General features: G+C 66.6%; 26 protein-coding genes and 1 pseudogene. 17 read left to right on the forward strand and 10 right to left on the reverse strand.

Annotated elements, in window-relative coordinates:
- On the reverse strand, positions 1-587 hold a 587-nt coding region (locus K8I04_10955; protein MBZ0072227.1), incomplete at its 3' end, for a diaminopimelate decarboxylase.
- A gap of 55 nt (positions 588-642) precedes the next feature.
- Complete coding sequence (locus K8I04_10960) at positions 643-774, reverse strand: lipoprotein (GenBank protein ID MBZ0072228.1); 132 nt, start codon at positions 772-774, stop codon at positions 643-645.
- A gap of 115 nt (positions 775-889) precedes the next feature.
- Here K8I04_10960 and K8I04_10965 point away from each other — a divergent pair, with 115 nt between their 5' ends.
- The 3 genes from K8I04_10965 to K8I04_10975 all read left to right on the forward strand — a co-directional run bounded on the left by K8I04_10965 (position 890) and on the right by K8I04_10975 (position 3,169).
- Positions 890-1,564 carry a carboxylesterase gene (locus tag K8I04_10965; protein MBZ0072229.1) on the forward strand — a complete coding sequence of 225 codons (675 nt, stop codon included), beginning with the start codon at positions 890-892 and terminating at the stop codon, positions 1,562-1,564.
- A 112-nt stretch (positions 1,565-1,676) separates the two neighbouring features.
- A complete protein-coding gene (locus K8I04_10970) occupies positions 1,677-2,717 on the forward strand; it encodes a c-type cytochrome (protein MBZ0072230.1) in 1,041 nt (346 codons plus the stop codon).
- On the forward strand, positions 2,714-3,169 hold the full coding sequence (locus tag K8I04_10975; GenBank protein MBZ0072231.1) for a DUF302 domain-containing protein: 456 nt from the start codon (positions 2,714-2,716) through the stop codon (positions 3,167-3,169). Before K8I04_10970 ends, K8I04_10975 begins: the two co-directional genes overlap by 4 nt.
- A gap of 41 nt (positions 3,170-3,210) precedes the next feature.
- Here the strand turns inward: K8I04_10975 and K8I04_10980 are convergent, their stop codons facing one another.
- The 3 genes from K8I04_10980 to K8I04_10990 form a co-directional block, all read right to left on the reverse strand.
- Entirely contained in the window at positions 3,211-6,099 is a 2,889-nt protein-coding gene (locus tag K8I04_10980) for a class I adenylate cyclase (GenBank protein ID MBZ0072232.1), read from the reverse strand.
- 7 nt (positions 6,100-6,106) lie between these two features.
- Positions 6,107-6,907, reverse strand: a complete 801-nt coding sequence (locus K8I04_10985; GenBank protein MBZ0072233.1) for a sensor domain-containing diguanylate cyclase — start codon at positions 6,905-6,907, stop codon at positions 6,107-6,109.
- Positions 6,908-7,034: 127 nt separating this feature from the next.
- Entirely contained in the window at positions 7,035-7,433 is a 399-nt protein-coding gene (locus tag K8I04_10990) for a nucleotide pyrophosphohydrolase (protein ID MBZ0072234.1), read from the reverse strand.
- A gap of 122 nt (positions 7,434-7,555) precedes the next feature.
- On the opposite strand from K8I04_10990, the gene K8I04_10995 reads away from it, so the two are divergent.
- Together K8I04_10995 and K8I04_11000 are read left to right on the forward strand one after the other, a co-directional pair.
- The gene (locus K8I04_10995) at positions 7,556-8,278 is read left to right on the forward strand and encodes a hypothetical protein (GenBank protein ID MBZ0072235.1); all 723 of its coding nucleotides are present in this window, start codon (positions 7,556-7,558) and stop codon (positions 8,276-8,278) included.
- 4 nt (positions 8,279-8,282) lie between these two features.
- Positions 8,283-11,045 (forward strand): EAL domain-containing protein, encoded by a 2,763-nt coding sequence (locus K8I04_11000; GenBank protein ID MBZ0072236.1) that lies wholly within the window; start codon positions 8,283-8,285, stop codon positions 11,043-11,045.
- An 87-nt stretch (positions 11,046-11,132) separates the two neighbouring features.
- Here K8I04_11000 and argH read toward each other — a convergent pair whose 3' ends face one another.
- Positions 11,133-12,572 carry an argininosuccinate lyase gene (gene argH, locus K8I04_11005; GenBank protein MBZ0072237.1) on the reverse strand — a complete coding sequence of 480 codons (1,440 nt, stop codon included), beginning with the start codon at positions 12,570-12,572 and terminating at the stop codon, positions 11,133-11,135.
- Positions 12,573-12,630: 58 nt separating this feature from the next.
- On the opposite strand from argH, the pseudogene K8I04_11010 reads away from it, so the two are divergent.
- A pseudogene (locus K8I04_11010) lies at positions 12,631-13,765 on the forward strand (histidine kinase).
- Complete coding sequence (locus K8I04_11015) at positions 13,762-14,487, forward strand: LytTR family DNA-binding domain-containing protein (protein ID MBZ0072238.1); 726 nt, start codon at positions 13,762-13,764, stop codon at positions 14,485-14,487. Before K8I04_11010 ends, K8I04_11015 begins: the two are co-directional and overlap by 4 nt.
- 68 nt (positions 14,488-14,555) lie before the next feature.
- Here K8I04_11015 and K8I04_11020 read toward each other — a convergent pair whose 3' ends face one another.
- The gene (locus K8I04_11020; protein ID MBZ0072239.1) at positions 14,556-15,062 is read right to left on the reverse strand and encodes a thioredoxin family protein; all 507 of its coding nucleotides are present in this window, start codon (positions 15,060-15,062) and stop codon (positions 14,556-14,558) included.
- A gap of 120 nt (positions 15,063-15,182) precedes the next feature.
- Between K8I04_11020 and hemC the strand changes: the two genes are divergently transcribed.
- The 4 genes from hemC to K8I04_11040 all read left to right on the forward strand — a co-directional run bounded on the left by hemC (position 15,183) and on the right by K8I04_11040 (position 19,609).
- Positions 15,183-16,115, forward strand: a complete 933-nt coding sequence (hemC, locus tag K8I04_11025; GenBank protein MBZ0072240.1) for a hydroxymethylbilane synthase — start codon at positions 15,183-15,185, stop codon at positions 16,113-16,115.
- A complete protein-coding gene (locus tag K8I04_11030; protein MBZ0072241.1) occupies positions 16,093-16,905 on the forward strand; it encodes a uroporphyrinogen-III synthase in 813 nt (270 codons plus the stop codon). Before hemC ends, K8I04_11030 begins: the two co-directional genes overlap by 23 nt.
- 182 nt (positions 16,906-17,087) lie before the next feature.
- Positions 17,088-18,344: a uroporphyrinogen-III C-methyltransferase gene (locus K8I04_11035; protein ID MBZ0072242.1), complete on the forward strand. Its 1,257-nt coding sequence runs from the start codon at positions 17,088-17,090 to the stop codon at positions 18,342-18,344.
- Positions 18,341-19,609, forward strand: coding sequence for a heme biosynthesis protein HemY (locus K8I04_11040; protein MBZ0072243.1), 1,269 nt, complete (start codon positions 18,341-18,343; stop codon positions 19,607-19,609). Before K8I04_11035 ends, K8I04_11040 begins: the two co-directional genes overlap by 4 nt.
- On the opposite strand, the gene K8I04_11045 is transcribed toward K8I04_11040, so the two are convergent.
- Positions 19,601-20,635: a CDP-6-deoxy-delta-3,4-glucoseen reductase gene (locus K8I04_11045; GenBank protein ID MBZ0072244.1), complete on the reverse strand. Its 1,035-nt coding sequence runs from the start codon at positions 20,633-20,635 to the stop codon at positions 19,601-19,603. The genes K8I04_11040 and K8I04_11045 overlap by 9 nt on opposite strands.
- A 67-nt stretch (positions 20,636-20,702) precedes the next feature.
- Between K8I04_11045 and K8I04_11050 the strand changes: the two genes are divergently transcribed.
- Entirely contained in the window at positions 20,703-21,578 is an 876-nt protein-coding gene (locus tag K8I04_11050; protein ID MBZ0072245.1) for an SDR family oxidoreductase, read from the forward strand.
- Positions 21,579-21,698: 120 nt separating this feature from the next.
- Here the strand turns inward: K8I04_11050 and ubiD are convergent, their stop codons facing one another.
- A complete protein-coding gene (ubiD, locus tag K8I04_11055; protein MBZ0072246.1) occupies positions 21,699-23,180 on the reverse strand; it encodes a 4-hydroxy-3-polyprenylbenzoate decarboxylase in 1,482 nt (493 codons plus the stop codon).
- Positions 23,177-23,944 carry an exodeoxyribonuclease III gene (xth, locus tag K8I04_11060; GenBank protein MBZ0072247.1) on the reverse strand — a complete coding sequence of 256 codons (768 nt, stop codon included), beginning with the start codon at positions 23,942-23,944 and terminating at the stop codon, positions 23,177-23,179. The genes ubiD and xth overlap by 4 nt, the downstream gene beginning before the upstream one ends.
- Positions 23,945-24,292: 348 nt before the next feature.
- On the opposite strand from xth, the gene K8I04_11065 reads away from it, so the two are divergent.
- The 5 genes from K8I04_11065 (at position 24,293) to K8I04_11085 (ending at position 26,702) form a co-directional block, all read left to right on the forward strand.
- Positions 24,293-24,514: an AlpA family phage regulatory protein gene (locus K8I04_11065; GenBank protein ID MBZ0072248.1), complete on the forward strand. Its 222-nt coding sequence runs from the start codon at positions 24,293-24,295 to the stop codon at positions 24,512-24,514.
- Positions 24,475-24,813 (forward strand): helix-turn-helix domain-containing protein, encoded by a 339-nt coding sequence (locus K8I04_11070; protein ID MBZ0072249.1) that lies wholly within the window; start codon positions 24,475-24,477, stop codon positions 24,811-24,813. The genes K8I04_11065 and K8I04_11070 overlap by 40 nt, the downstream gene beginning before the upstream one ends.
- A gap of 554 nt (positions 24,814-25,367) precedes the next feature.
- A complete protein-coding gene (locus K8I04_11075; protein MBZ0072250.1) occupies positions 25,368-25,592 on the forward strand; it encodes a hypothetical protein in 225 nt (74 codons plus the stop codon).
- Positions 25,593-25,611: 19 nt separating this feature from the next.
- The gene (locus tag K8I04_11080; GenBank protein MBZ0072251.1) at positions 25,612-26,277 is read left to right on the forward strand and encodes a hypothetical protein; all 666 of its coding nucleotides are present in this window, start codon (positions 25,612-25,614) and stop codon (positions 26,275-26,277) included.
- Between the two features lie 227 nt (positions 26,278-26,504).
- Positions 26,505-26,702 carry a hypothetical protein gene (locus K8I04_11085; GenBank protein MBZ0072252.1) on the forward strand — a complete coding sequence of 66 codons (198 nt, stop codon included), beginning with the start codon at positions 26,505-26,507 and terminating at the stop codon, positions 26,700-26,702.
- Positions 26,703-26,734 lie beyond the last annotated feature (32 nt).

Below are 26,734 nucleotides of genomic sequence, written 5' to 3' on the forward strand. Positions count from 1 at the left end.
ACGCCGATTACGTCGAGGTGCGGCAAGCCGACGGCGCGCACATAGACCGCCTCGGCGTGGGTGATGTCGATGCCGAACTTGTTCTCCTTCAGGCCCGTGGAGATGTAGGGGTGGGTGCCGGCGTCGACGTCGGGGTTCACGCGCAGTGACACCGGTGCGCGCACCCCGAGTTCGCCGGCCACCGCGTTCAGCCGCTCCAGTTCGGGCTCGGACTCGACATTGAAGCAGCGGATGCCGACCTCGAGCGCCCGCCGCATCTCCACGGTACCCTTGCCGACGCCGGAGAACACGATCTTCCCCGGGTCGCCACCGGCCTTGAGCACGCGCTCCAGTTCGCCGCCCGAGACGATGTCGAAGCCCGAGCCCAGACGCGCGAACAGATTCAGGACGGCCAGATTGGAGTTGGCCTTGACAGCGTAGCAGATGAGGTGCGGGCGCCCGGCCAGCGCGTCGTCGAAGGCGTGCCAGTGGCGCTCCAGCGTCGCGCGTGAATAGACATAGGTCGGGGTGCCGAAGCGCGCTGCGAGGTCCTCGAGCGGGACATCTTCAGCAAACAGTTGGCCGTCACGGTAGTCGAAATCATCCATCGGGGTCGCCGGGGCAGGGTGGTGCGCCGAGTGTATGGCGCGTTGCAGCGGCCGTTCAGTCCGCCTGCCGGTCCTCGCTGTGGTCGGGCAGATACAGATCACCCTTCTGGCCGCAGCCGGCGCTCGCGAGCACGGCGGCCGCGAGCAGGCCAAGCAGGAGCAGCAGGGTCGGTCGGAGGCGGGACATGGAAGCGCATCGTCGGGCTGCGGGTTGCGCGCGACAGTAGCGCAAAGCGCGGCCCGTGGCAAAGCCGTGGGTGCCGGCTGGCCGCGGGTCCGGGTACTCCGGTAGGATGCCCGGCATGCCCCATGAACTATTGGAATCCCTGATCATCGAACCGCCGACCGCGGCCACGGCCAGCGTCATCTGGCTGCACGGGCTGGGCGCGGACGGCCACGACTTCGAGCCCCTGGTGCCCGAGCTGGGGCAGCTCGAGCGCGGCGTGCGCTTCGTGCTGCCCCACGCGCCCCACCGGCCGGTCACGATCAATGCCGGCCATGTGATGCGCGCCTGGTATGACATCCGCGGCACGGACATCGCCGCGGACACCGACGCGGCCGGTATCCGCGCCTCCAGCGCGGCCGTCGGCGAACTCATCGCCACCGAGGTCGCGCGCGGCGTGCCGCCCGAGCGCATCGTCCTGGCCGGCTTCTCACAGGGCGGTGCCGTGGCCCTGCAGGCCGGCTTGACCGGCGCGTTGCCGCTCGCTGGTATCCTGGCGCTGTCGACGTATGTGCCGCTACCGGGCGCGCTCGCCACCGATCTGACCGGGGCCGGCCGCGGTATCCCCATCTTCATGGCGCACGGCCACGACGATCCGGTGGTGCCCTTTGCCCTGGGCGCGGCCAGCCGCGACCACCTCGTCGCGCTGGGCTGCCGCGTGGCGTTCCACGCCTATCGCATGCCGCACACACTGTGCGCGGAGGAGCTTACCGATATCCGTGCATGGCTCGACGGGCGACTCCCAGGGCGCTGAAGGGAGCGGATGTGCTGGCTGTTTTTTGATATACATCAACGACATTTCGCGTGCCGGTTCCCATACTGGGCGCACTTCCAACGGTCATGACGACTGCGCCATGAAACACGTGATGCGACGCCTGCTGCTGATCGCGCTGTGTCTGCTTGCGGGCACGGCCGGCGCCGCGCCGGCCGAACCCAACGGTGCCCTCCTGTACGCCCGCAACTGCGCCGCCTGTCACGGTGAGTCCGGCCATGGCGGCGTGGGTATTCCGCTCGCCTTGCCGGCCTTTCTGGCCAGCGTCGATGATGCCTATCTGGAGCATACTATCCGCCTGGGGCGGCCGGGCCGCGTCATGCCCGCGTTCAACCGCCTGAGCGATACCGAGATCGCCGCCATCGTCCGGCACGTGCGCGGCTGGCAGCACGGCGCGACGCCGGCACGCTTCTCCACCGCACCCGTCGCCGGCGATCCGACACATGGCGCCGCGCTGTTCGCGCAGCACTGCGCCGTCTGCCATGGCGACCACGGCCAGGGCGGCCACGGCACCGGCGTGACCTTTTCGCGGCCACGTGACCTGCCGATCATCGCACCCGCGCTGAACAACACCGGTTTCCTGCAGGCGGCCACCGACGCGATGATCAAGGCGACGCTCATGCACGGGCGTGCCGGCACACCCATGGTGTCCTTCATCGAACAGGGCCTCTCAGAACAGGACATCGACGATCTCGTCAGCTATGTGCGCAGTCTCGAAGCGACCGCGACACCGGCACCGGCCGAACCGGAGCCGGCCATGCTGATGATGGAGTCGCCCTATGGGCTGGAGGAGACGGTCGAGGCGGTGAAGCGCGCCGCGGTGGGCAAGAATTTCCGCCTGATCCGCGACCAGTATCTCGAGGACGGACTCTTTCCGGAGGATGAGATCAACACCCGGCAGGTGATGGTGTACTTCTGCAACTTCCAGTTTCTCTATGATGCCCTGGCGCTGGACCCACGGATCGGTCTGTTTCTGCCCTGCCGCGTCACCGTGGTGGAGCAGGGCGGCAAGGTCCTGGTCATGAGCGTCAATCCGAAACGACTCGGCCATCTGTTCAACAACGCCGAGCTCGACCGGGCCTGTGATGAGATGTCCCGGCTCTACACCGATATCCTCGAGGAGGCGACGCTATGATGCGCGCGCGGTGCCTGCTGGCGGGGCTGCTGCTGTGGGTCGTGGCGGCCGCCGCCGTGGCCGACGACATGCTGATGGTGCGCTCTTCCGAGGCCTTCGCGGAGACCATGCTGCTGCTGCAGGAAGCGATCAGCGCGCAGGGCTACACGCTGTCGCGGGTCCAGCGCGTCGACATCGGCCTGACGGAATTCGGCTACGAGACCGATAAGTACCGGGTGGTGTTCTTCGGCAAGCCGGAGGAGATCCGCTCCCTCAGCGCCCGGTATCCAGAATTGATCCCCCATCTGCCGCTGCAGATCGCCATCTTCGCCGAGGCGGAGGAGACACTGCTGGCCACGGCCAACCCGACCTATCTGAGCGAGGCCTATGGCGATCCTGAGCTGACCGCGCTGTTCCTCCGCTGGGAGCAGGATCTGCGCGCCATTCTGGAGCGGGTACGCCGCAAAAAATAGACGCATCGGGATGGGGCCCGTACGGGCCCGCAGGATCTTCTTTACAGACCGGCCAATGCCTGGTTCAGTCGCGCCTCGATGCGTTTCTTGTAATTGAGGAAATGCACCATCTGCAATGCCTGGCCGTTGTCGGCGCCGAGCAGGCCACGGGCCAGATCGATATCGGTGATATAGATGGGGTACAGCTGCCCGCTCGCACGCTGACTGAGGACATAGCCCGCCACCACCTCGAACAGCCGGTCGCCATGCTCCAGGGTGGAGAACTCCTGATCGTTGCAGTACATGGTGAATACCGTGCGGTTCTCATCCAGCAGATCGCCGATGACCTGTACCCCGAAGTAATTGCGTGACTGGCGGAAGTGGTTGATGTCCTGGCCTTCCAGCCGCGGCGTTTCACCCGCACGCTGCACGATCTGGTAATACTCGATGTCATCGCCCTCCCCGTTACCACCGGTATTCTGATCGAGAAAGCCACGGCGATGTCGCACCTTCTCCAGAAAACGCTGGAACTGGGTCAGCAGTGTGAGGTTGTCATGGAAGGCGACCTGTTGATGGAATAGCGAGCCTTTTTCGTCGATCACATAGACTGTTGCCTGCTCGCCGTGCACCTGATAGAAGAGCTGCACGCGGCCGGGGCGATTGGCCGCAAAGATTTGCGGCAGCGGAGTCTCGGTCAGGGTCTGCCCGTCCAGTCGAATGGTGCTGAACTGTTCCTGCGGTGCCCCCAGATGGTTGAGCAACGCCGTCAGATTGCCGAACTGCTGATAGCGGGGTACGTCGTTTTCCGGCTGTAACACGAAATAGTCGTGGCCGACCTGAAGGATGTAGCGGCCGTGGCGGCCGTCCGCACCGTCGTGAAACCAGTCGATGATGTTGCGGAACACCTCCTCGACCCGGTGGGCGATAGGCGCACCGCGCGTCGACGAAAAACTGAAGCAGGCCATGGGTACAGGTTTGTGACCCGCCGCCAGTGGCGCCCAGGCCAGGTAGTCGCACAGGCAGTCCAGCAATGCTGTCTCGCCGGCATAGCGGACGGTGAGTACCTCCCGCCAGGACGTCACCGCGATCTGTTCGAAGGTCAGCGCCAGGTTTTCCCAGCGGCCACCGTAGCTCAGTGCGTCGGTGCGGCTGCTGACCAGTTGCATGCCCTCACGGGTGAGGGTCGCCATCGGGTCGATACCGAGGTTGATGAACAGGGCCGCCTGCCGCACCCGTGCCGGGCGTGCCAGCTCGTCCATCTCCGCTTCGGCCAGCGTGCCGTTCGGATAGAGCTGTTGGAGACAATCGGTCACCGAGCGCAGCTCCCAGGTGCTGATGTCGCAGTCATCGGGGTGCAGGCTGATCATGCTGGCGAAGGGGTGTAACAGGCGGTTGAAGTGACACCAGGCGAGCACCTCGATGAGGCTGTGTCCGCGCTTCAACGGCCGTTGCCCCTGGGTGTCGTCGCTGCGCACATCGCCACGGAACAGGGTCCACCCGGACTCGCTGTCGCGCACCCGGTGCAGCGACAGCCGCTCTTCCGTGAGATCGTCGGAGATGCCGGGGTTGATGATCTCGACCTTACCGGCCTTGCGCTCGAAGGCGGCATACAGGCGGCGGCCGAGCAGGTGCAGGTCGGCCGGATCGATGGCGATACCAGCGCCGCGCCGGCGGGCGAAATCCGATAGGGCGCGATAGCTCTGGGTGAGCACCTCGACCAGCGCCTGGCGTTCCTCCAAAACACGATGGATCTTCCAGGTGCGGCGGGAATCGAGCATCAGCAGCTGTGCCCCCGACCAGCCCCAGGCCGTCACCAGCTCGCGCATGACCTCACGGCGCCAGGTGGCGTTGCCGCGCCGATCGGGACGACTCATGGGTTCGTTGACCTTGAAATAGAGGCAGCGACGTGCCAGTTCGAGGCGTTCGGTCTCGCGGCGCCGCAGCAGATACTCCTCGACGCGTGCGCTCATCTGCACATACGGGTCGAGTTCATCCAGCTGGGTGTCACCCCGCCACACGGCGGATTTGTAGCGCAGGCTCAGGAGTTCGGTGGCCGGGTACTCGTCCGCATAGGCCTCCATCAGCAGAATCTTCAACACCGATTTATAGGGTGACGATACCGCCTTGTAGAGCTGCCACAGCGCGGCCCCGAAGAACTCGCCGGCCGGCATGTGCGCGACGCAGCCGAAATCGACCGTCTCCTGCGGGCCGATGAAGCGCTTGTGCTTCAGGTCGTGTACGTACTGGGCATATACCGGCTCGTACTGCGGCGGTACCAGCCACCAGACCGGATAGCGACCGGCGACCAGCAGGCCGGTGCGATAGAACTCGTCGAGTAACAGGTGATGCTGCGCGCTGCCACTGCTTTGCTGTGACAGCGTCTCCATCTCGCCACGCCGGAAGGCCGCGTCGTTCATGATGAAGAAATGTGCCTCCAGGCCCAGCGAGCCCGCCCAGGAGACGATGCATTCGGCCTTGTGGGCGAGCGCCTGACGCTCCTCGTCTGACATATCGGGGCGGATGCACACCCAGATATCGAAGTCGCTGGTGTCGGAGTACGCGATGGTGCCGCTCGATCCCATCAGGTAGATCGCCTGGATGTCGAAACGCCGCTGGGCACGGCGCTGATAGGTGAAACTCTTGAACAGGCGCCGTGCGGCCTCGATGCAGCGATTGCCGGGCGTGTACTCGGCGACCCCCGCAGGCGTCTTGCTGGACAGGTAACCGGGCAGCACGGGGTGGTTGATGTGGAACAGCAGCGGCAGCAACTCGAAGAAAATCTTCTGGCGATCACGCAGACTCTGGTAGACGCGCTTGAGGCGATCGTTGTTGATTGCCATGAAGCGGCGCTTGATGGTGCGCAGCTCCATGCCGTCGATGTTCAGGGCCTGGTCGTCGAGCGGCGTTATTCCGTGCGCATCGGCCGGCCTCGTTCCGGGGGGTGTGGGCATGGCCCGCCTACAGCGCGACGGCCGTGCCGCCGCGCGTGCTGCGCGCCTGCTCGAGTGCCGTGTGCGCCCGGCGCAGCAGCGTGGCGGCGTCGTCCGTCTTCTGTAATTCGACGACACCGTAGGCCGCCCAGGTCGAGTCCTTACCCTCGAATTCATGGCTCAGGCGCGCACTGAGCTTTTCGGTGAGCCGGAGGGCGTCGGTCTGGCGGGTCTCGGGCAGGGCGATGATGAACTCGTGGCTGTTACTGATGCCGATGATGTCCGCCCAGCGCAGTTCATCCCGGAGTACCTTGCTCACCTGCACCAGGAAGGCGGGCTCGGCCGGCTCTCCGTAAGCATCCATCATGAGCAGGGCCAGCGGGCTGTTGTAACGGCGGCTGCGTGACACCTGAGGTTCCAGCGCGACCATGAGCCCACGCGGGTTGAGGATGCCGGTCGTGTGGTCGTGCAGGGCCTGGGCGTCCAGCACGGTCCGCAGCCGCTCGCGGTCGGAGATGTCGCGCAGCAGCCGGGCACGGACCGCCGCCGCGCCGGACGGCAGCGGCAGATCGATGGGTGCGAAATGGTGCGTCTGCTGGTTGTCGTCCCGGAACGTGAGCGCGTCACTCCCGGTCACCAGGTCACGCAACGGACCGGCGGGCAGCTCCCCGGCCCTGTGGGTGAGCAGTCGCAACGCCTGGCTCGCGAGCAGGGTGCGTGCGGCCGGGTTGAGTGCCACGATACGGTCGGCGGCATCGAACAACAGGATGGGGTCGGGGCAGCCGTCGATCAGAGCAACGGCCTGCTCCAGGACGAGATATTCCTTCATGGATGCTCCAGGTGCGAATGGGAGTGGGGCTAGCGTCCCGTCCTATAGCGACTGCGGGGGGCGCGGCTTGAGGCCCCGAGAAATGCGGGAATAGTTGATTTAGTGGAATTTTCCACTGTGGGGGGCGTCAGGAATCCGACGTCTCTTCGGGGTCATCGAGGGAATATTCGCGGGCCCGTCTGGCATCACCGCGTACGCGCTCGGCGGGGTAGCGCCGCTCGTTCAACTCGATCTTGTCGTTGGCCGCGGCGAGCAAGTCGATGCCGAGCTTGTCGGCGATGCGTACCAGATAGATCAGGATGTCGGCCAACTCCAGCCGCACCTCGGTGAGCTTATCCTCGGGGAGTTCGCGGCTTGCCGCCTGGGTCAGCCACTGGAAATGCTCGACCAGCTCGGCGGCCTCCGCGATCAGGGCCATGGACAGGTTCTTGGGCGAATGGAACTGATCCCAGTCGCGGCGTGCCGCGAAATCTGCGAGGCGCTGGCGGAGACCCTCCAGGCTGTCACCATGGGTCGGCACGATCATTGCTTTTACTTCGCTCCACTGTCTCTGGAAGAGGTTGCGAGCCGACATGCCGCGACGTCCGCCGCCCCGTCTCGCCGGGCGGCCGGCGCGATGGGGGATGGACCCGGCAGCACAGCGAATCGATGCCCGCAGGTCAACATAGCATAATCGCCCTTCTCGGCCTCGGTCTGAGTCTGGCGGCGGGCCCATCGATGTCGGCGGAGGTCCGCGGCGTAGTGACCCTGCAGCAGGCCACCGCGTTCGGCAGCCAGGCCGAGCCACTGCGATTTCCCGTCAGTGTCGCGCTCTTTCCGCTGGAAGGCCAACGTCTGCCGTTACAGCCGCCGGCACGGCACGACGTGATGCTGCAGGGGAATACGCTCTGGCCGCCCTACCTCGTGCTCCACCGCGGCGACCGGTTGCGCTTCCACAGCGACGATGGTCTCTACCACGAACTCTTTTCCCATACACCCCACCCTCGCCAGGGCAAGTCGTCCCTGGAGGTGCGGCTGGGGCCGGCCACCGTGGGCCGGGAGGCGAGCCTGAGCATGGACGAGGCGGCCGATTGGCATTGGTTTTGCCGCATCCACACCCACAGCTATGCGCGGGTGGATGTGGTGGACACGCCGCTGATACGGATGGTGCACCCTGGCGAGCTGTTTGAATTCAGTGGACTACCGTCGGGAAAATGGCGGCTTCGGATTGCGGCTCCGGGTGCGGAGACCCGCTACCTGGAGGTCCAAGCGCTCACCGCCCCACCGCCGCTGGAGGTCCACATCGCGGTCAAGGGTTTCGCACCCGGGGCCGGCGCGCTGCAGCCTCTGCCAAGCGTCGAACAGTTGTATCCGAGCCAGCCCGGGACCTGACGCCATGAACATCAGCCAGAAGAACACGCTGTTCGTCGTCATGCTGGTGGTCCTGGTGCTCGCCGGCGTCAGCCTGTCCGGCTACCTGCTGATCCGCGACCATGTCGAGGCCGAGGTCGATCGCGATCTGACGCGTGCGCAGCGGGTGTTCGTCGAGGCGCAGAAGCACGCCTTCGACCGGCTGGTGATGGCCACCCGCGGCGTCAGCCGGGAGCCGGCTCTGCTGGCGGCCGCGCTGACCGGCGATGCTGCGACCCTGCGCAGCATGCTGGAAGACCTCTATCCGCGCCCGGGCATCGACCTGCTCGCGGTGTTCCTGGGTCGCGGTCCCGGCGCGGCCTCGGCCGAGGGCCGCAAGCCGCATTTCACCTCGCCGCAGGTGCTGGCCTCCGAGCCTCTGCAACAGCTGGTCCGCGAGATCGGCGACGGTGCGGACGTCGCCTTCGGCAACGCCCTGGTGTTCGATACCTTCCTGCGCCTGACCGCGATCCCCATCGAGAGCCCGCTCGGCGGCGCCATCGGTGTGCTGGTCGCGGGCGAGGAGATCCAGCAGACCGCGGTTGATGGGTTGAAGCTGCTGGTGCGTGCGGACGTCGCGCTGTACTCCGGCAACCTGGTGCTGGGCACGACCTTGCCGGTGACTGCCGAGATCCTGGCGCAGCTGAGCTACGTCGATGGGCACCGCGCACCGTTGCGCTTCGATGCCGGCGGTGCCAGCTACATCGGGCATGTCTATCCGGTGCTGGCCGGCGACGGCCGGACGACCGTAGCGCATGTGCTGCTGGCGCATTCCGCTGACAACTACTGGGCACCCTACCGGGAACTGGGCAAGCGCGGCGTCGTCATCGCCGGGCTCATTCTCCTGATTGCGGCGCTGATCGGCATCAGTGTCAGCCGTGCCACGCTGACCCGTCCGATCATGGCCCTGGCCGAGGCCACCCGCCACATCGCAGCCGGTGATCTCACCTACCAGGTGCGGGTCCGGCGCCGTGACGAACTGGGGCAGCTGGCCAACTCATTCAATTACATGCTGGCCGATCTGAGCACCTCACAGACGGAGTTGGAGCGCAATCGCCAGCGTTTCCACGACTTCGCCGAGAGTTCTTCCGACTGGTTGTGGGAGACTGACCACGATGGCCGTCTGATCTATGTGTCGACGGGCGTGGTGGAGACGTTGGGCATAACGTCGGAGAGCTTCATCGGCAATACCTTTGCACAGATGTTCCCGCGCGATGATCTCACCGAGATCATGGGGCGCCTGCTGCCGACCGAGGATCACCACCGCTACCCCTTCAAGGAGATCGAGTGCAGCGTCACCCTGGCCGATGGCACACGGCGGTATCTGCGTCTCAACGGCATGCCGGTGCTGAGCGACGGGGTTCTCCACGGTTACCGCGGCACCACCCGCGACGTGTCCAAGTCCAAGCAGGACGAGGTGCGCCTCACGGTGCTTTCCAATCAGGATCAGCTGACCGGTCTGGCCAACCGCCGCCGCTTCCTGATCGACCTTGCCCACGAGATCCGCCATGCGCAGTCGCGCAACCGTTCGGGCATCCTGATGCTGATCGACCTGGATCATCTGAAGCTGATCAACGACACCGCCGGTCATTCCGTCGGCGACGAGCTGATCGTGCAGATTGCCGGAGTCCTCGGCCGTCTATGCCGCAACGAGGATCTGCTGGCGCGCCTCAGCGGTGACGAGTTCGCCATGGCCTTTCCAGGCATGGATGTGCCGCAGGCACAGGCCAAGGCACGAGACGTGCTGGATGCGATCATCGAACACCGGCCGCTGCACCAGGGCCGTGCACTGCGGGTGTCGGCCAGTATCGGCGTGGTGACCTTCCCGGAAGCGGGTGGCGACGCGGTTGAGCTGCTGGCCAAGGCCGACACGGCCATGTACGCCGCCAAGGATGCCGGTCGTAATCGCGCCAAGTTTTATGTCGAGGGCGACATGGCGCGCGAGCGCATGGGTACACAGCTGGCGTGGAAGACCCGCATCGTCGAGGCGCTGGAGAATGATCTGTTCGAGCTGGTTTTCCAGCCGATCGCCGCACTCATCGACGGCACGGTGCATCATTTCGAGACGCTGGTACGCATGCGCGACCGTGACGGCGGCAGTCTCATGCCGGGCAACTTCATCCCGACCGCCGAGCAGTTCGGGCTCATCGGCCAGGTCGACCGCGTGATCGTGGCCAAGGCCTTGCGCTACCTGGCCGCCCTGTCGCCGGAATTCGGCTCCGTGGGTATCTCCATCAATCTTTCGGGTATGTCCGTCGGTGACGACGAGGTGCTGAGCCTGATAGAAGGTGAGCTGCGGGAGACCGGTGTCGATCCGCGGCGCGTCACCTTCGAGGTGACCGAGACGGCCGCCTGTGCGCACATGGCCAAGGCCGCTGAATTCATCGTGCGCATCCGCCAGCTTGGTTGCCACATCTCCCTGGACGATTTTGGTGTCGGGTTCTCATCATTTTCCTACCTGAAGAATCTGCGCGTCGATACGCTCAAGATCGACGGCAGCTTCATCCGCGACATCACCCGCAGCCGCGACGATCAGCTGTTCGTCAAGGCGCTGGTGGACGTTGCCCGCGGCATGGGGATACGCACCATCGCCGAATTCGTCGAGACCTCGGACTGCATGGATCTGCTGCGCCGCCTGGGCGTGGACTACGTGCAAGGCTACTTCGTGGGCCGACCGGCGCGGGCCATCACCCAGATCAGGCTGGGACCGCCGGGCAGCGGTGAGAAGGGTCGCGCCGCGGCCCGCTAGCGTGCGAAACCGTGCTCACGACAACGCACGGAAGTCGTGGCGTATGGGTCCTTCGCCGGCATGCCCGTGCCCAGCCCCGACCGGCCCCTAGGTCTGCAGCCGCACCCGGCCCTGGGCCACCGCTGCGCGCACCCGGGTCGGTGCGGTACCGCCGAGGTGGTCGCGTGCCGCCACCGAGCCTTCCAGCGTCAGCGCCGCGAACACGTCGGCGGTGATGGCGGGTGAGAACCGCTGCAGTTCCTCGAGCGGGAGTTTGGACAGGTCGCGCCCGAGCTCGATGCCGCGCTTGACCGCCTTGCCGACGATCTCGTGGGCGTCACGGAAGGCGGCACCCTTGCGCACCAGATAATCGGCCAGATCGGTGGCGGTGGAAAAGCCGGCCAGCGCGGCTGCGCGCATGCGCGCACGCTGTGGCTGCACGGCGGGCATCATGTCGGCGAACACGCGCAGGCTGCCCTTGACCGTGTCGACGGCGTCGAACAGCGGCTCCTTGTCCTCCTGGTTGTCCTTGTTGTAGGCCAGCGGCTGGCCCTTCATCAGCGTCAGCAGAGCGATGAGGTGACCGTTGACGCGGCCGGTCTTGCCGCGCACCAGCTCGGGCACGTCGGGATTCTTCTTCTGCGGCATGATGCTCGAGCCGGTGCAGAAGCGGTCGGGCAGGTCGACGAAGCCGAACTGTGCCGAGGTCCACAGGATCAACTCCTCGGAAAACCGCGACAGATGCATCATCAGGATCGCGGCGAAGGCACAGAATTCGATGGCGAAGTCGCGGTCGCTGACCGCGTCCAGCGAATTTTCGGCCGGCCGGTCGAAGCCCAGCAGTTCCGCGGTGTAGGCGCGGTCGATGGGATAGGTGGTGCCGGCCAGTGCCGCGGCGCCCAGCGGCATGACGTTCACCCGCCGGCGCAGGTCGCGCAGCCGCTCGTGGTCGCGGTCCAGGTTCTCGAACCAGGCCAGCAGGTGATGGCCGAAGGTCACCGGCATGGCGACCTGCAGGTGAGTGAAGCCGGGCATGATGCTGTCGGCCTCGCGCTCGGCCAGGTCCAGCAGGCCGGCCTGCAGGCGGCGCAGTTCGGCGGCGATCAGGTCGATCTCAGCGCGTAGGTACAGGCGCAGATCGGTCGCGACCTGATCGTTGCGCGAGCGCCCGGTGTGCAGTTTCTTGCCGACCGGGCCGATACGTTCGGTCAGACGCGCCTCGATGTTCATGTGCACGTCCTCCAGGGCGACTGACCACTCGAATTCGCCGTGCTCGATCTCGCCGCGGATCGCCGTCAGGCCGTCGACAATGGCGGTGCACTCGTCCGCGCGCAGCACGCCCACCTTGGCCAGCATGCGCGCGTGGGCGATGGAGCCGGCAATGTCGTAGGCGTAGAGGCGCCGGTCGAAGCCCACCGAGGCGGTGAAGGCCTGGACGAAGGCATCGGTGGATTCACTGAAGCGGCCGCCCCAAAGGGTAGTACCTGTGGGGGTGGTCCCTGTGGGCGTACCGCCCGTAGGGGTGCCGGCAGGTTTGTCGCTGGGCATGGTCGGTTCCATATGGACAACAGGGTAAGGCAGCCGAGTATAACCAAATCATGACCGGATCCGGCAAGGGCGCAAGGGCGCATCAGGCGGTGTCGAGGCCGAACCACATGGCGGGAGCGGGCATCCGCGCGACGCTGGCACCGGCGTTGGCACCGACGCTGGGTGAGACCTTCTTCCTGCCCAATTTCTGCGGCATCCGCGTGGTGTTCGCGGTGGTCGTGGTGGCGCAGCTGCTGTCCTTCATCCTGGTGCTGGCCTCTCCCTGGCAGGGTGACAAGTGGGGCGAGTTGGGGCGGGTGTCGTTGTTCGTGCAGTGGGTCGCGCTGGCGAGCGCCGCGGCGCTGTGCGTACTGCGGCCCTGGCTGGCTCAGCTCAGTGCCCTGGCTGCCGCGCTGATCAGCTATCTGTCGTTGCTGCTGGTGACGGTGGTGCTGAGCCTGGCGGCGGTGCGCTTCACCGGCCCGTTGGAAGGAGGTACGGACGGTTCGGACTTCGTGCTGCGCAATCTCGCCATCAGTGCCGTGCTGAGCGGCATGGTGCTGCGCTACTTCTATGTCCGCCACCAATGGGCGCAACAGGTCGAGGCGGAGGCCCAGGCGCGCATCCAGGCGCTGCAGGCGCGCATCCACCCGCATTTCCTCTTCAACAGTCTGAACACCATCGCCGCACTCACCGTGAGTAACCCCGTGCTCGCCGAAGAGGTCGTGCAGGATCTGGCGGAGTTGTTCCGGGTCACCATGCGTGACCTGCGCGAGCGGGTGAGCCTGCAGCAGGAGCTGGATTTCACCCGCAGCTATCTGCGCATCGAGTCGCAGCGTCTGGGCGGTCGCCTGCGCGTCGATTGGACGCTCAAGAATCTGCCCTTGCAGGCGCACGTCCCGGCCCTGATCCTGCAGCCGCTGGTGGAAAACGCCGTGTATCACGGTATCGAGCCGGCCGCCGCGGGCGGGCGGGTGCACGTCCTCGGCACCTACAATCGGGGCGTGCTGCGTCTGGAGGTGCGCAACCCGCTGCCGCCGCCAACGACGCGCCGGCGCAGCGGCGGTGGCAACCGTATGGCGCTCGACAACATCCGCGAGCGGCTGCAGCTCGCCTACGGCCCCGCGGCACGCCTGGAGATCGATCAGCGCGAGGGCCTTTACCGGGTGCGGGTGCTGTTTCCCCTGCCCGCGGCGGACGAGGTCGTGGCGTGAGGGTGCTGCTGGTCGACGACGAGCCCCTGGCCCGCGAGCGCCTGCGGCGTCTGCTCGCGGACCTGCCCGGCTGCGAGCTGTGCGGGGAGGCCGGTGATGGCCGCGCCGCCCTGGAGTTGTGCGACCGCCTGACGCCGGATGTGGTGCTCATGGACATCCGCATGCCCGGCATGGACGGGCTGGAGGCCGCGCGCCACCTCGCCGGCCTGCCCGCCCCGCCGGCAGTGATCTTCACCACCGCCTTTGGCGATCACGCCCTCGAGGCCTTCGAGGCCTGCGCTGTCGATTATCTGCTCAAGCCTATCCGCAGCGAGCGCCTGGCCGGTGCGCTCGGTAACGCGCGGCGCCTGACCCGGGCCCAGGCCGCGCAGCTGGATACCGACAGCGGCGGCGCACGCAATCACATCTGCGTGCGCGTGCGCGGCAATCTGCAGCTGATCCCGGTCGCCGACATCCGCTATTTCCGCGCCGACAACAAGTATGTAGCCGTGCGCACCGGCACGGGCGAGTACCTGATCGAGGAATCGCTGAAGACGCTGGAGGACGAATTTGGGTCGCGTTTCCTGCGCATCCACCGTAACGCCCTGGTCGCGGTGGACTTCATCACCGGCCTGGAGAGGGCCGCCGAGGGCCAGTGCGGCGTCGCCCTGGCCGGCATCGACGAGCGCCTCGAGGTCAGCCGCCGCCACCAGGCGGATGTGCGTGCCCGGCTGACGGCGTGACGGGGGGAGCGGGTAGACCCCAAAGTCGAAAACCGACGACGGAAGACACGGGCGGTCTTGAATGTCCCTCAGGGCACCTCGCCGCGCACCCGGCTCAGCGCAGTGTCGATATTCTGGTCGAGATAGCCGCCGTAGAACTCGAGGGTATTGATGCCGACCATGCGGTCGGTGAGTTCGCGGCCCTGCGGGTCGAGGAAGAGCACCGTCGGGACTACCGTGACCTGGTAGCGGCTGGCCAGCCGGCCACCATCGATACGGCCACCATCGAAGTCGACCAGCACCCCGGCGTTGTCTATCCTGACTTTCCGAATCAGTACCTTATCGTCGTAGTCGCCGCTGATGAGCATGGGCTTGAGGAACCACTCCTCGAGCTGTCCGCAATAGCCGCAGGTCGATGAGGTGAACGCCAGCAGGATCGGCAGTGAGCGGGCCCCCGCGGTTCGGGCGTCGGCCTCCAGATCATGGATCTCGATCACCTCGGGCACGGCCGCCGCGCTCAGGGTGGGCTGTATCAGCCACGCCAGCGCACAGACCAAGACCTTGAGATACTTGAGCTTGCAACGGACTTCACGCACTCGCTATCCTCCCCGTCTGGGCATCGCCGTGGTCCACGTCGGGCGATGCCGTTCAGCGGTACATCGGGCGCCACTGTGTGGCCGGACCGCTCCCACTGTCAAATCACAGCGCAGCCCATCATGCCCCAACCCGTTTTGCGTATCGCCACCCGAAAGAGCGCCCTGGCCGTGTGGCAGGCCGAACATGTCCGCCAGGGGCTGCAACTCCACCACCCTGGTCTGCAGGTCGAACTGGTCACCATGACCACGCGCGGCGATCAGATCCTCGACAGCCCGCTGGCCAAGGTCGGTGGCAAGGGGCTGTTCGTCAAGGAGCTGGAGCAGGCCATGCTCGATGGCCGGGCGGACATCGCCGTGCATTCCATGAAGGACGTCCCCGTGGACCTGCCGGAGGGGCTGGAGCTGGCCGTGATCCTGGAGCGCGAGGACCCGCGGGATGCCTTCGTGTCCAATGAGTACACCGCACTGGCGGCGCTGCCGCAGCGGGCACGGGTGGGCACTTCCAGTCTGCGGCGCCAGTGCCAGCTGCGGGCGATCCGCCCGGACCTGGTCCTCGGCGATCTGCGCGGCAACGTCAACACCCGCCTGGAGAAGCTCGACCGCGGCGACTTCGATGCCATCATCCTGGCCTGCGCGGGTCTGAAGCGACTGGGCTTCCAGAGCCGCATTCGCGAAGAGCTCGGCCCCGAGGTGCTCCTGCCGGCCATCGGCCAGGGCGCCATCGGCATCGAATGCCGCGTCGGTGACAGCGCCATCCACGACTATATCCGGCCGCTGGGGCATGCCCACACCCGTGACCGGCTGCGTGCCGAGCGGGCGCTCAATCAACGCCTGCAGGGCGGCTGTCAGGTACCGATCGCGGGCTATGCAGAGCTCGATCAGGGTGTGATCGTGCTGCGCGGCCTGGTCGGCCGGCCCGACGGCAGCGAGCTGGTCCGCGGTGTCATCAGCGGCCGGCCCGAGGACGCCGAGGAGCTGGGCGAGGTGCTGGGCGACGATCTGCTCGGCCGCGGTGCGGACGTCATCCTGCGTGAACTCTACGGCGAACACTGAGCGCGGGCCGCTCGCCGGGCGCAGCATCCTGGTGACGCGTCCCGTCCACCAGGCGGGTGAGCTGTGCCGGATGATCGAAGTCGCCGGCGGCCGCGCCGTGCGCTTTCCGGTGCTGGACATCCTGCCGGCGAGCGATCCCGCCGGCGTGCAGGCCGCCCTGGCCCGGCTCGGCGACTACGACCTGGCGATCTTCGTCAGCACCAACGCGGTGAGCCATACCCTGGCGGCACTGACGCCGCGGCCCTGGCCGCCGCAGGTGGCGGTCGCCGCCGTCGGCAGCGCCACGGCGCGGGCGCTGACGGCGCAGGGGCTGGAGGCCATCCATCCACCCCACGAGTTCACCAGCGAGGCGCTGCTGGCGCTGCCGGCCTTGCAGCAGATGGCGGGACGGCGCGTACTGATCCTGCGCGGCGACGGTGGCCGCGAACACCTGCGCGCGGCGCTGCTGGCGCGCGGGGCGCGGGTCGACTATCTGGAGGTGTACCGGCGCGCGCAGTCCGCGGCCGATCCCACCGCACTGCTTGCAGAGTGGCGCCGTGGGATCGACGCTGTCCTGCTCGCCAGCGGCGAAACTCTGCGCCAGCTGCAGGCGATCATTGGTACACTCGGGGAGCCGTTGCTGCGCACCGCCACGCTGGTCGTCGCGCATGCGCGCACCGCCGAGCTGGCGCGCAGCCTGGGCGCCGGCGGAACGATCGTGGTGGCCGCTGATGCGACCGATGCCGCGATGCTGGCGGCCGTGACGCGGCACCTGGCGGCCGGCCCCGCGCGCGACGCGCATGGAACCTGAAAGCTATATTTGCCACAGAACACATGGAAGGTGCCGCAACACCGGACACACTGCGGTGGTGGTTCACCCCCTCGGAGGTGCTGCAGGTATCCGGGTGGTGCGTATCACCAGATCCGTGTTTTTCCGTGTGATTTCGTGGCAAATACGGGTCTTTCACCTTGAATCATGAGCCGGATCGAAGCATGAGCGAAGAACAGCAGAATCACCCACCGTCCGCGCCGGATACTGGTGTGACGCCCACCCCGCCGCCGGCGTCGACAGACCCATCGGCGCCGCCCGCGGCCACCACCACGTCCCGTCGCGACTATGCGTTGCCACTTGCCGTTCTTGCCCTGCTGAGCTCGGCCGGTATCGGTGTGGGGGGTTATTTCATCGGGCACGAGGTGCATCGGCTCGATGCCGTACAGCGCGAGGTGCTCGGCCGGGTCGACGACCGCACACAGGCCTTCGATCAGCGCCTGGCAACCTTCACCGGGCGTCTCGATGACGAGCTCGCGGCCAGTGAACGTGCCCGCCACACGCTCGAAGGCGAGCAACGCACGCTGGCCGCGGCGCAAGTGGCGCTGGAGGGGTCGCTGGGCACGCTGCGTGCCCAGCTCGGCCGCGGGCAGTCGGGCTGGGTGCTGGCGGAGGTCCAGTATCTGCTGCGGGTGGCCAACCAGCGTCTGCAGCTGCAGCGCGACGTGGGCACCGCCGTGGCGGCATTGAGCAGCGCCGACCAGCGCCTGCAGGAACTCGCCGACCCCGGTCTCAATCCCGTGCGCGAACAGCTCGCTCGCGAGATTGCGGCGCTGAACGCGGTCGCCCAGCCGGATATCCCCGGCATCGCCCTGGCCCTGGACAGCCTGGCGACCCGGGTCGCCACCCTGCCGCTCAAGGACACCCGGCCGAGCCACGGCGCCGAGGTGGAAACCGAGCCTGGCGGTGCGGCACCGACGGCGAACGACTGGCGGCGGCTGCCGGCGCTGGTCTGGCGGGAACTCAAGCGTCTGGTGGTGGTGCGCCGCGATGCCACGCCGGTTGCAGCGCTGCTGGCACCCGAGCAGCAGTATTTCCTGCAGCAGAATCTGCGGCTGCAGCTGGAGAGTGCGCGCCTGGCGGCGCTGCAGGCGGCCCCCGAACCCTATCAGGCCAGCCTGCGCACGGCGCGCGCCTGGCTGGACACGTATTTCGCGGGCGACGATCCGCGGGTCACGGCCGTGCTGGGCCGGCTCGCGCAGCTGGCCGAGATCGACGTACGCCCCGCCCTGCCTGACATCAGCGCCTCACTGCGTCAGCTGCGCCAGCAGATACGGCTGGCCGAGCTGGCCGGCGGCCGCGGGCGCCCGGCGGCCGAATCCGGGCCCGATGCCGCTCCGGATGCCGGATCGGATACCAGTTCGGATACCGGGACCGATGCCGGGCCGGGGTCCGATGCCGATGCCGGGACAGCACCATGAAATTTCTGATTGCCGTCATCGTCGCCCTGGTGGCCGCGGTGCTGCTGGGGCTGGTGCTGGTCGAGGAACCGGGCTACGTGCTCATTTCGCTGGGCGCGTGGTCACTGGAAACCACCCTGTCGCTGCTGGTCTTCGCGCTGCTGCTCGGTTTCGCGGCGTTGTACCTGGTGTTGCGCTTCTTCGCCGGTCTGCGGCGCGCGCCGCAGCGGCTGCAGCAGTGGGACCGGCGGCGTAAGGCGCTGCGCGCGCGCAATGCCCACAACCGTGGTCTGATCGAGCTGTCCGAGGGTAATTGGAGCGGTGCCGAGAAGCGCCTGCTCAAGCATGTCGAGGACAGCGACAATCCCCTGATGAACTATCTGGCCGCGGCCCGCGCCGCCCAGCAGCAGGGCGCGCACGAGCGGCGTGATCATTATCTGCGCCTGGCGCACCGCGGCGTGCCGGCGGCCGACATCGCCGTCGGCCTGACCCAGGCCGAACTGCAGATCGCCCATCGCCAGATGGAGCAGGCGCTGGCGACACTGACCCACCTGCGCACCATCGCGCCGCGCCACGGCTACGTGCTGAAGATGCTGATGCGGCTGTACGAGCGCCTGCAGGACTGGGAACACCTGCGCGACCTCCTGCCGGAGCTGCGCCGGCGCGCGGTACTGAGTGTGGACGAGGCCGACCGGTTGGAGATCCGTCTGCACAGTGAGTTGCTGGCGCGAGCGGCGCGCGACCATGATCTGGAGCACCTGCGGGATGCCTGGAAGCGCGTGCCGCGGCGGCTGATACACGATACCGGCCTGGTGCTGACCTACGCCACCCATCTGCATGGCCTCGGCGAGGACGCTGCCGCCGAGACGCAACTGCGCGGTGCCCTGAAGCGGGAATGGGACGATCGGCTGGTGGATCTGTACGGGCGCCTGGACGGGGCCGACGTGGCCGCTCAGCTGGGCCACGCCGAGGACTGGCTGCGCAGCCATGAGCGCAACCCGGTGCTGTTGCTGGCGCTGGGGCGCCTGGCGCTGCGTGCCGGCCTGTGGGGCAAGGCGCGCGGCTACCTCGAGGCGAGCGTGGGCACGGCACCGACGGTCGAGAGCTATCAGTTGCTCGGCAGCCTGGCTGAACGCCTGCAGGACGGTGCGCTCGCCACCGATTGTTACCGCAAGGGCGTGGCGCTGGCGACCGGCGCGAGCGCGCAGCTGCCGGCGCCGGAGGCCGAGGCGGACGGCGCCGACGGGCATCTGCCGGTCATGGGTGAGCTGCCGACCTCAGGCTGAGCCGGTGGCGGCACTGCGAATGTCGGCGGCGAATTCGAAGGCGTCGGAGAACATCTGCGCGGCCGGTAACCCAAGGGCGAGAAAGCGCACGCGCGCCGCGTCGATCATCGCCGGCGGGCCGCTCATGTACAACTCATGACCGCGCAGCTCGGGGTAGTGGCGCGCCACTGCCTCGCTGACCAGGCCGGTCTCACCGCCCCAGCGATCCTCCGGTGCAGGTTCTGACAGCACCGGCGTGTAGTGGAAGTTCGGATAGCGCGCACACCATTCGGCGATGCGTTCCTGCAAATACAGATCGCGGCGGCCGCGTACGCCCCAGAACAGGTGCAGCGGCCGATCGATGCCACGGTGGAAGGCATGCTCGAGCATGCCTTTGAGCGGTGCGAAGCCGGTGCCGCCACCGACCAGGATCACCGGCCGCGCGGAGTCCTCGCGCAGATAATACGTGCCCAACGGACCCTCGATGCGCAACATAGCCTTGGGCCGCATCTCGGTGAAGACGTAGTGGGTGAAGTGTCCGCCCGGTACCAGCCGGATGTGCAGTTCGATGAAGGCGTCATCGTGCGGGGCATTGGCGATGGAGAAGCCGCGCCGGCGACCGTCCTTGAGCAGGATCTCCAGATACTGCCCGGCCAGGAACTGCAGTCGCTCGCTGGGGGGCAGTTTCAGGCGTAACCGCATGATGTCGTGGGTGAGCGGGCTCAGGTCCGCGACCTTGGCCGGCAGATTCTTGATCTCGAGGTCACCGGGCAGCTGGATCTCGCGGGCCTCCAGTACCAGATCGGTCGCGGGCACCGCCTGGCAGACCAGGATCTCGCCGGCAACGGTATCATCGAGTCCGCTCGGCAGGCCGTCGGGGTAGTGCACGCGCCCACTCAGCAGGGCAGCCTTGCAGGTACCGCAGGCACCGGCACGGCACCCGTAGGGCAGTACCACGCCCTGGCGCAGGGCGGCGGCCAGCACGGACTCGCCGGCCCCGGCCTCGAAACTGTGGCCGCTGGGCCGGATCTGAACCTTGAAGGACATCTGCTGGAAACGATGCTGGCTGGACGGGACTGACAATTGTCACTCATTTGCGGGGGGAGATAAACCGATGGCGCCTGTGCTAATCGTGGGCTGCGGCTATGTCGGCCGGCGTCTGGCGGCCCGGCTGCGGGCCGCAGGCCGGGTGGTGAGCGGTCTGGTGCGCACGGCGGAGTCCGCCGAACGGCTGCAGGCACTGGATATCACGCCCCTCGTCGCCGATCTGGACACGCCTGTGCCGCTGCCCGCGCTGCCAGCGGGCGCCGAGGTCCATTATTTCGCCCCGCCCCCCCCGGAGGGTGTGGCGGACCCGCGCCTGCGCCGGGTGCTGGGGGCGCTCGCCGGGGCCACGCCGCAGCGCATCGTCTACCTCAGCACCAGCGGCGTCTATGGCGACTGCGCCGGCGCCTGGGTCGACGAGACCCACCCGCTGCGACCGACCACGCCACGTGCCCGCCGGCGCGCCGACGCCGAGACCGCGCTGCAGTCGTGGGGTGTCGCGACCGGCGTGCCGGTGGTGATCCTGCGCGTGCCCGGCATCTACGGCCCGGGCAAGCTGCCGCTGGAGCGTCTGCGCCAAGGCCTGCCGCTGCTGCGCGAGGCGGACTCGCCCTACACCAACCGTATCCATGTCGACGATCTGATTACCACCTGCCGCGCTGCCATGGCGCGGGGGGTGCCGGGTGCCGCCTACAATGTCAGCGATGGCCAGCCCTCCAACATGACCGACTACTTCAACCGCATTGCCGACGTCACCGGCCTGCCGCGTCCGCCGGTAGTCGGGCGCGAGGATATCGCGGCGCTGAGCCCCGGCATGCGCGCCTTCATGGCAGAATCCAAGCGCCTCGACAACCGGCGCATGCGCGAGGAACTGGGCGTGGAGCCACGCTATCCGACATTGGAGGCGGGGCTGGCCGCCTGTCTGGAGGAGGAATCTGATGTCTGAAGCGTCCAGCTGCATCGACTGCTTTCCGGACGACGCGCGTATCTGAGTCTCTGTCGCCCGGATCGAACGGGTACCCGGTGAGCGGACGCGATGTGCTGTTCTGCAGACGGGCCTGCGGGTTTACGCACCCTGTTCCGGATCGATCCCCAAGTCCTTCCAGAGCACGTCGATGCGCTGCCTGACCGCGTCCGTCATGCGGATCGGCCGCCCCCACTCGCGCGCGGTCTCACCCCGCCACTTGTTGGTCGCGTCGAAGCCGATCTTGCCGCCCAGGCCCGACACCGGTGAGGCGAAGTCCAGATAGTCGATCGGGGTGTTCTCGACGATGGTGGTGTCGCGCGCCGGGTCCATGCGCGTGGTCATGGCCCAGATGACGTCCTGCCAGTCGCGCACGTCGATGTCGTCGTCGGTGACGATGACGAACTTGGTGTACATGAACTGGCGCAGAAAGCTCCACACCCCGAACATCACGCGCTTGGCGTGGCCCGGATACTGTTTTTTCATGCTCACGCAGGCGACGCGGTAGGAGCAGCCCTCCGGCGGCAGATAGAAATCCACGATCTCCGGGAACTGCTTCTGCAGGATCGGTACGAACACCTCGTTCAAGGCGACACCGAGGATCGCCGGTTCGTCCGGCGGCCGGCCGGTGTAGGTGCTGTGATAGATCGGATCACGGCGGTGGGTGATGCGCTCGATGGTGAAGACCGGGAAGCGGTCGACCTCATTGTAATAGCCGGTGTGGTCGCCGAACGGACCCTCATCGGCCTCCTCGCCGGGGTGGATGTAGCCTTCGAGCACGATCTCGGCGCTGGCCGGCACCTGCAGATCATGGGTGATGCACTTGGTCAGTTCGGTCTTCGCGCCGCGCAACAGGCCGGCGAAGGCATATTCGGAGAGCGAGTCCGGCACCGGCGTCACCGCGCTGAGGATGGTTGCCGGATCGGCGCCGAGCGCCACCGCCACGGGGAAGGGCTCACCCGGGTGCGCCTGCTGCCAGTCACGGAAATCCAGCGCGCCGCCGCGGTGCGCCAGCCAACGCATGATCACCTTGTTGCGGCCGATGACCTGCTGGCGGTAGATGCCGAGGTTCTGTCGTTCCTTGTGCGGCCCGCGCGTGCATACCAACGCCCAGGTGATCAGGGGACCTGCGTCCTCGGGCCAACAGGTCTGGATCGGGAACCTGGACAGGTCGACGGCGTCGCCTTCCAGAACGACCGCCTGGCAGGGTGCGCCCTTGATGAGCTTCGGTGCCATGTCCAGCACCTTGCGGAACACCGGCAGCTTCTCCCAGGCATCCCGCATACCCTTGGGCGGCTCGGGCTCTTTCAGGAAGGCGAGCAGCTTGCCGACCTCGCGCAGGGCGTCGACCGAGTCCTCGCCCATACCCAGTGCGACCCGCCGTGGTGTGCCGAACAGATTACCGAGCACCGGGACTGTGTGGCCCCGCGGATTTTCGAACAGCAACGCCGGACCGCCCGCGCGCAGGGTGCGGTCGCAGATCTCGGTCATCTCCAGGTACGGATCGATCTCCTGGCGGATGCGTTTCAGTTCACCCTGCTGTTCGAGCTGCTGGATGAAGTCGCGCAGGTCACGGTAGTTCATGCGGCGAATTCCGCGATCACCGGGGCATGATCGGAGGGCCGTTCCCAGCCGCGCGGCACCTTGTCGATGCGACAGGCGGTGCAGGTGGCGCACAGGGGCTGACTCGCGAGGATGTGGTCGATGCGCAGCCCCAGGTTGCGACGGAAGGCATTCATGCGGTAATCCCACCAGGTAAAGCTCTTTTCCGGCTGGTCGAAGCGGCGGAAGCTGTCACACAGCCCCAGATCGATCAGGCGCTGGAAGGCGGCGCGCTCGGGTTCGGAGAACAGCACATGTCCGCGCCAGGCTTCGGGATCGTGGACGTCGGCATCCTCCGGCGCGATATTGAAGTCACCGACCACGACCAGCTTGTCATGTCGCTGCAGTTCCGTCTTCAGCCAGGCGGCGAGTTTGTCCAGCCAGTCGAGCTTGTACTGATATTTTTCGGAGTCCACCGATTCGCCATTGGGCACGTAGAGATCGATCAGGCGCACATCGCCGCAGGTGGCGGCGAGCACGCGCCGCTGCGGATCGTCCAGTCCCGGGATGTCGGTAATGATGTCGGTGAGCGGTTCACGGCTCAGGATCGCCACGCCGTTGTAGGTCTTCTGCCCGGCGAACACCGCGTGATAGCCGGCGGCGAGCAGATCCGTTTCCGGAAACAGGTCGTCGGTGAGCTTGGTCTCCTGCAGCGCAAGCAGATCAGGTCGCTCGCCCGCCAGCCATTGCAGCACCTGAGGCAGCCGCACCCGCAGGGAATTCACGTTCCAGGTGGCAATCTTCACAAGCGATTATTCCTGTTTTATATCAATATCTTGATAATGTGTAGCTCCGCCCAGCTACACACCTAGCTACACAAAAGAGAGCTGCTAGGGGGTTTCCCGTGCCCGCAGCCGGCCCGGCGATGATACCGGAAAGCCGGCGGTAGCCCACCAGGGGCAAAGGGCACTCAGGGCCGCCCTGTCCCGTGCTAGCGCGACGCTAGTACAGCGCCAGCAACTGGTCTCGCTGCCGACGAAGCGCAGCAGCGCCGCGCAAGTCCGCCCTCATTTAATCCCGATTTGTTGAGGGTGAGGGCACGCGACGTTGTGCATAGTTTAGGCATCACCTGTAACAACTTGAGGTGATACGCAATGCCGGAACACACAACCCCCAACCTCCCCGCCGCTGGGTTCATCCGCCAGCGGCAGTTGATCCCGCACATCATCCCGTTTTCGTCTGCAACACTCTGGCGCAAGGTGAAGGCCGGCACGTTTCCCGCACCCGTGAAGCTCTCCGAGCGCGTGACTGCATGGAGCGTGGCCGACGTGCGCGCATGGATGGAAGCGCATCGGGGTGGGGAGGGCACGCCGTGATTAAGCACAAAAAAATAGCCGCCCCCGTCAGCAAACGGAAGGCGGCCAAGGTCTCTACGGGAAATCGCCTTCATCATAACTCAACTGCCGCACAGCGTCAGCGGCTCCTTAAAGCCCTGCGGCGCTCCCCCGTTTCGACAATCACCGCCCGTAGTGAATTGGACATCATGTCCCCTGCCCCGCGCGTGCTCGAACTGCGGCGTATGGGTTACGCGATCAAGACGGTTCGAGTCTGGCAGCGTACCGACTGCGGCATGGCGCACCGTGTCGGACTCTACGTGCTGGCGAGGGGGAAATAATGATGCGTCGAAACCGCCGCGTGCGGGCAACGGGCAAGGGCGCGGGCGAACGGTTCGCCGCCTTGCCCGTCAGCGTACTTACAAGCCCGGCTGTCGCAATGTTGAGCGTCGCCACACGCTGGGTGTTGGTAGCACTGGCCGCGCAGTTCAGCGGCAGTAACAACGGCGCGTTGTCGCTTCCGGCAGCGGCTGCTGCCAAGTTTGGGATCAAATCGCGGGACACGCTCTATAGCGGCTTGGCGCGGCTGTGTGAACGTGGGCTCGCCATTCAGACCGATCCTGGCTCATATCAACCGCCGCGCCCCGCACGTTACGCGGTCACGTGGCGGCCGCTGGATGACACGCCTTACACGACCGGCACGCGCACCGCGTCGCATGATTATCGCGCCTGGACACCGCCAAAAAATAAATCACGTGTACCGCCCACCGGTACCGGAGCACGCCGGCATGAGTCCTATTCGAGCCCTCCCGGCACCGCCCACCGGTACCATTTCGGCCCCCTCTCGGTACCGCCCAGCGGTCCTCTCTAGATATCTACCATGGGGGTGCGCGCAATGATTGACCGTGACGTAACGACCGATGGTGTGCGCGCCGCACTTGTCGAACTATGCGAGAAAGGATTGCTCACCTGCACAAGCGGTAACCCTGGCGAGGTCGGTTCAACCTACGCCGTGGCTTGGCTGCCACTGGACGATCCAGGCAGCTATCCGGCGTGCGTGCGCCGACGCCACGCGCAGAACATGCACAGCCTGATTCAATCTCAATCCGATCAACCGTAACAACGAAGGAGCACGACCGATGAACGCAACAATGAAAGCCCTGACCGCAGAACTTGCAACGCTGGAACGCCAGCGGGGCGAACTCGCCGCGAAGCTTCGCAGCACCGATCCGGTGGCACAGCAGGCCGAACAGGCACAGGCCGCAATCCAGGCAGCGGCCACAAAGCGGCGCAGCCTGCTGGGGCGGGTGTTCCTGGGTGAAGCGGCGGACATCGCGAAGGCCGAAGCCGAACTCAACGCAGCGCAGCAGCAGGCCGCCGAACTCGCGACGACTGCCGAAGGCGCAGCAGCAGCCCGCGAACTGATCCAGTCCGAAATCGACAACCTGAATCGCCGGACCGCCAAGATTCGCGTCGATATGGAAGTAGCCAAATGGGAAGCGGCGCGCGCCGAAGTCTCGAAACTGGCGAGCGCCTACCGCACAGCCTGCGAGGCCGCCGAAGCGGCTTACCTGGAGCTGATCGGCGCGGCGCAGGTAACGGACAGCCTGCGGCCGGTGGAGAGCACCCCGCGATGCTACAGCGCCGTAGCGCCGGCAGCGCTCACCTTCCCAACACAGCCGCTGCCCGAACTCGAAGGCTTCCAACGACACCGCGACATCTATACCCACCACACTCGCGCCCAGCTAGAAGCCGCTGCCCTGGCCCGCTTCTGTGATGCCGGCATCTTGGAGGGCGCCGCATGACGACGAAGGAGAAAACGCCCGCGCCGGTATCGTCGGCCTTGTCGATCTGCTCAAGCTGGCCCTGGCGCAGCGCGGCGGCGTCCCGAAGAAGCCGCACAAGGCACCCAGCCGATGGACAAACCGCAACCGTGCGCGGCGGCGCGACTGAGCGCGTTGCCGTAGCGGCCGTGTAACGTTACACGGTCACAGTCACAGTCACAGTCAACAGTCGAATAAAGCGGAACAACATGCACGACACGCAGCAGGAACTGGAAGGCTTGCAACTGACCGCCGAAGCTTTGGCATCGGTGATAGAAGCGGCAGAACGGCTTGCCGCAAACACCGACCCGATGCTGGCCCGGCTGCTGGCCCATGCTCGCGCCCTGGCGGATGAGCTGACCAACGGCTTGGATATCGAAGCCGAACGACTGAGCACGGCCGCCTGAGCGGCTTTCAGACAATGGGAGGGATTTGGGGG

Source organism: Gammaproteobacteria bacterium (assembly GCA_019911805.1).
GTDB lineage: Bacteria > Pseudomonadota > Gammaproteobacteria > Thiohalobacterales > Thiohalobacteraceae > JAHJQQ01.

What these genes read in the sequence shown, in the direction of transcription:
- K8I04_10960 (MBZ0072228.1), bottom strand. Translation starts at nt 774, where the DNA reads ATGTCCCGCCTCCGACCGACCCTGCTGCTCCTGCTTGGCCTGCTCGCG.
- K8I04_10965 (MBZ0072229.1), top strand. Translation starts at nt 890, where the DNA reads ATGCCCCATGAACTATTGGAATCCCTGATCATCGAACCGCCGACCGCG.
- K8I04_10970 (MBZ0072230.1), top strand. Translation starts at nt 1,677, where the DNA reads ATGCGACGCCTGCTGCTGATCGCGCTGTGTCTGCTTGCGGGCACGGCC.
- K8I04_10975 (MBZ0072231.1), top strand. Translation starts at nt 2,714, where the DNA reads ATGATGCGCGCGCGGTGCCTGCTGGCGGGGCTGCTGCTGTGGGTCGTG.
- K8I04_10980 (MBZ0072232.1), bottom strand. Translation starts at nt 6,099, where the DNA reads ATGCCCACACCCCCCGGAACGAGGCCGGCCGATGCGCACGGAATAACG.
- K8I04_10985 (MBZ0072233.1), bottom strand. Translation starts at nt 6,907, where the DNA reads ATGAAGGAATATCTCGTCCTGGAGCAGGCCGTTGCTCTGATCGACGGC.
- K8I04_10990 (MBZ0072234.1), bottom strand. Translation starts at nt 7,433, where the DNA reads ATGATCGTGCCGACCCATGGTGACAGCCTGGAGGGTCTCCGCCAGCGC.
- K8I04_10995 (MBZ0072235.1), top strand. Translation starts at nt 7,556, where the DNA reads ATGCCCGCAGGTCAACATAGCATAATCGCCCTTCTCGGCCTCGGTCTG.
- K8I04_11000 (MBZ0072236.1), top strand. Translation starts at nt 8,283, where the DNA reads ATGAACATCAGCCAGAAGAACACGCTGTTCGTCGTCATGCTGGTGGTC.
- argH (MBZ0072237.1), bottom strand. Translation starts at nt 12,572, where the DNA reads ATGCCCAGCGACAAACCTGCCGGCACCCCTACGGGCGGTACGCCCACA.
- hemC (MBZ0072240.1), top strand. Translation starts at nt 15,183, where the DNA reads ATGCCCCAACCCGTTTTGCGTATCGCCACCCGAAAGAGCGCCCTGGCC.
- K8I04_11035 (MBZ0072242.1), top strand. Translation starts at nt 17,088, where the DNA reads ATGAGCGAAGAACAGCAGAATCACCCACCGTCCGCGCCGGATACTGGT.
- K8I04_11040 (MBZ0072243.1), top strand. Translation starts at nt 18,341, where the DNA reads ATGAAATTTCTGATTGCCGTCATCGTCGCCCTGGTGGCCGCGGTGCTG.
- K8I04_11045 (MBZ0072244.1), bottom strand. Translation starts at nt 20,635, where the DNA reads ATGTCCTTCAAGGTTCAGATCCGGCCCAGCGGCCACAGTTTCGAGGCC.
- K8I04_11050 (MBZ0072245.1), top strand. Translation starts at nt 20,703, where the DNA reads ATGGCGCCTGTGCTAATCGTGGGCTGCGGCTATGTCGGCCGGCGTCTG.
- ubiD (MBZ0072246.1), bottom strand. Translation starts at nt 23,180, where the DNA reads ATGAACTACCGTGACCTGCGCGACTTCATCCAGCAGCTCGAACAGCAG.
- K8I04_11065 (MBZ0072248.1), top strand. Translation starts at nt 24,293, where the DNA reads ATGCCGGAACACACAACCCCCAACCTCCCCGCCGCTGGGTTCATCCGC.
- K8I04_11070 (MBZ0072249.1), top strand. Translation starts at nt 24,475, where the DNA reads ATGGATGGAAGCGCATCGGGGTGGGGAGGGCACGCCGTGATTAAGCAC.
- K8I04_11075 (MBZ0072250.1), top strand. Translation starts at nt 25,368, where the DNA reads ATGATTGACCGTGACGTAACGACCGATGGTGTGCGCGCCGCACTTGTC.
- K8I04_11080 (MBZ0072251.1), top strand. Translation starts at nt 25,612, where the DNA reads ATGAACGCAACAATGAAAGCCCTGACCGCAGAACTTGCAACGCTGGAA.
- K8I04_11085 (MBZ0072252.1), top strand. Translation starts at nt 26,505, where the DNA reads ATGCACGACACGCAGCAGGAACTGGAAGGCTTGCAACTGACCGCCGAA.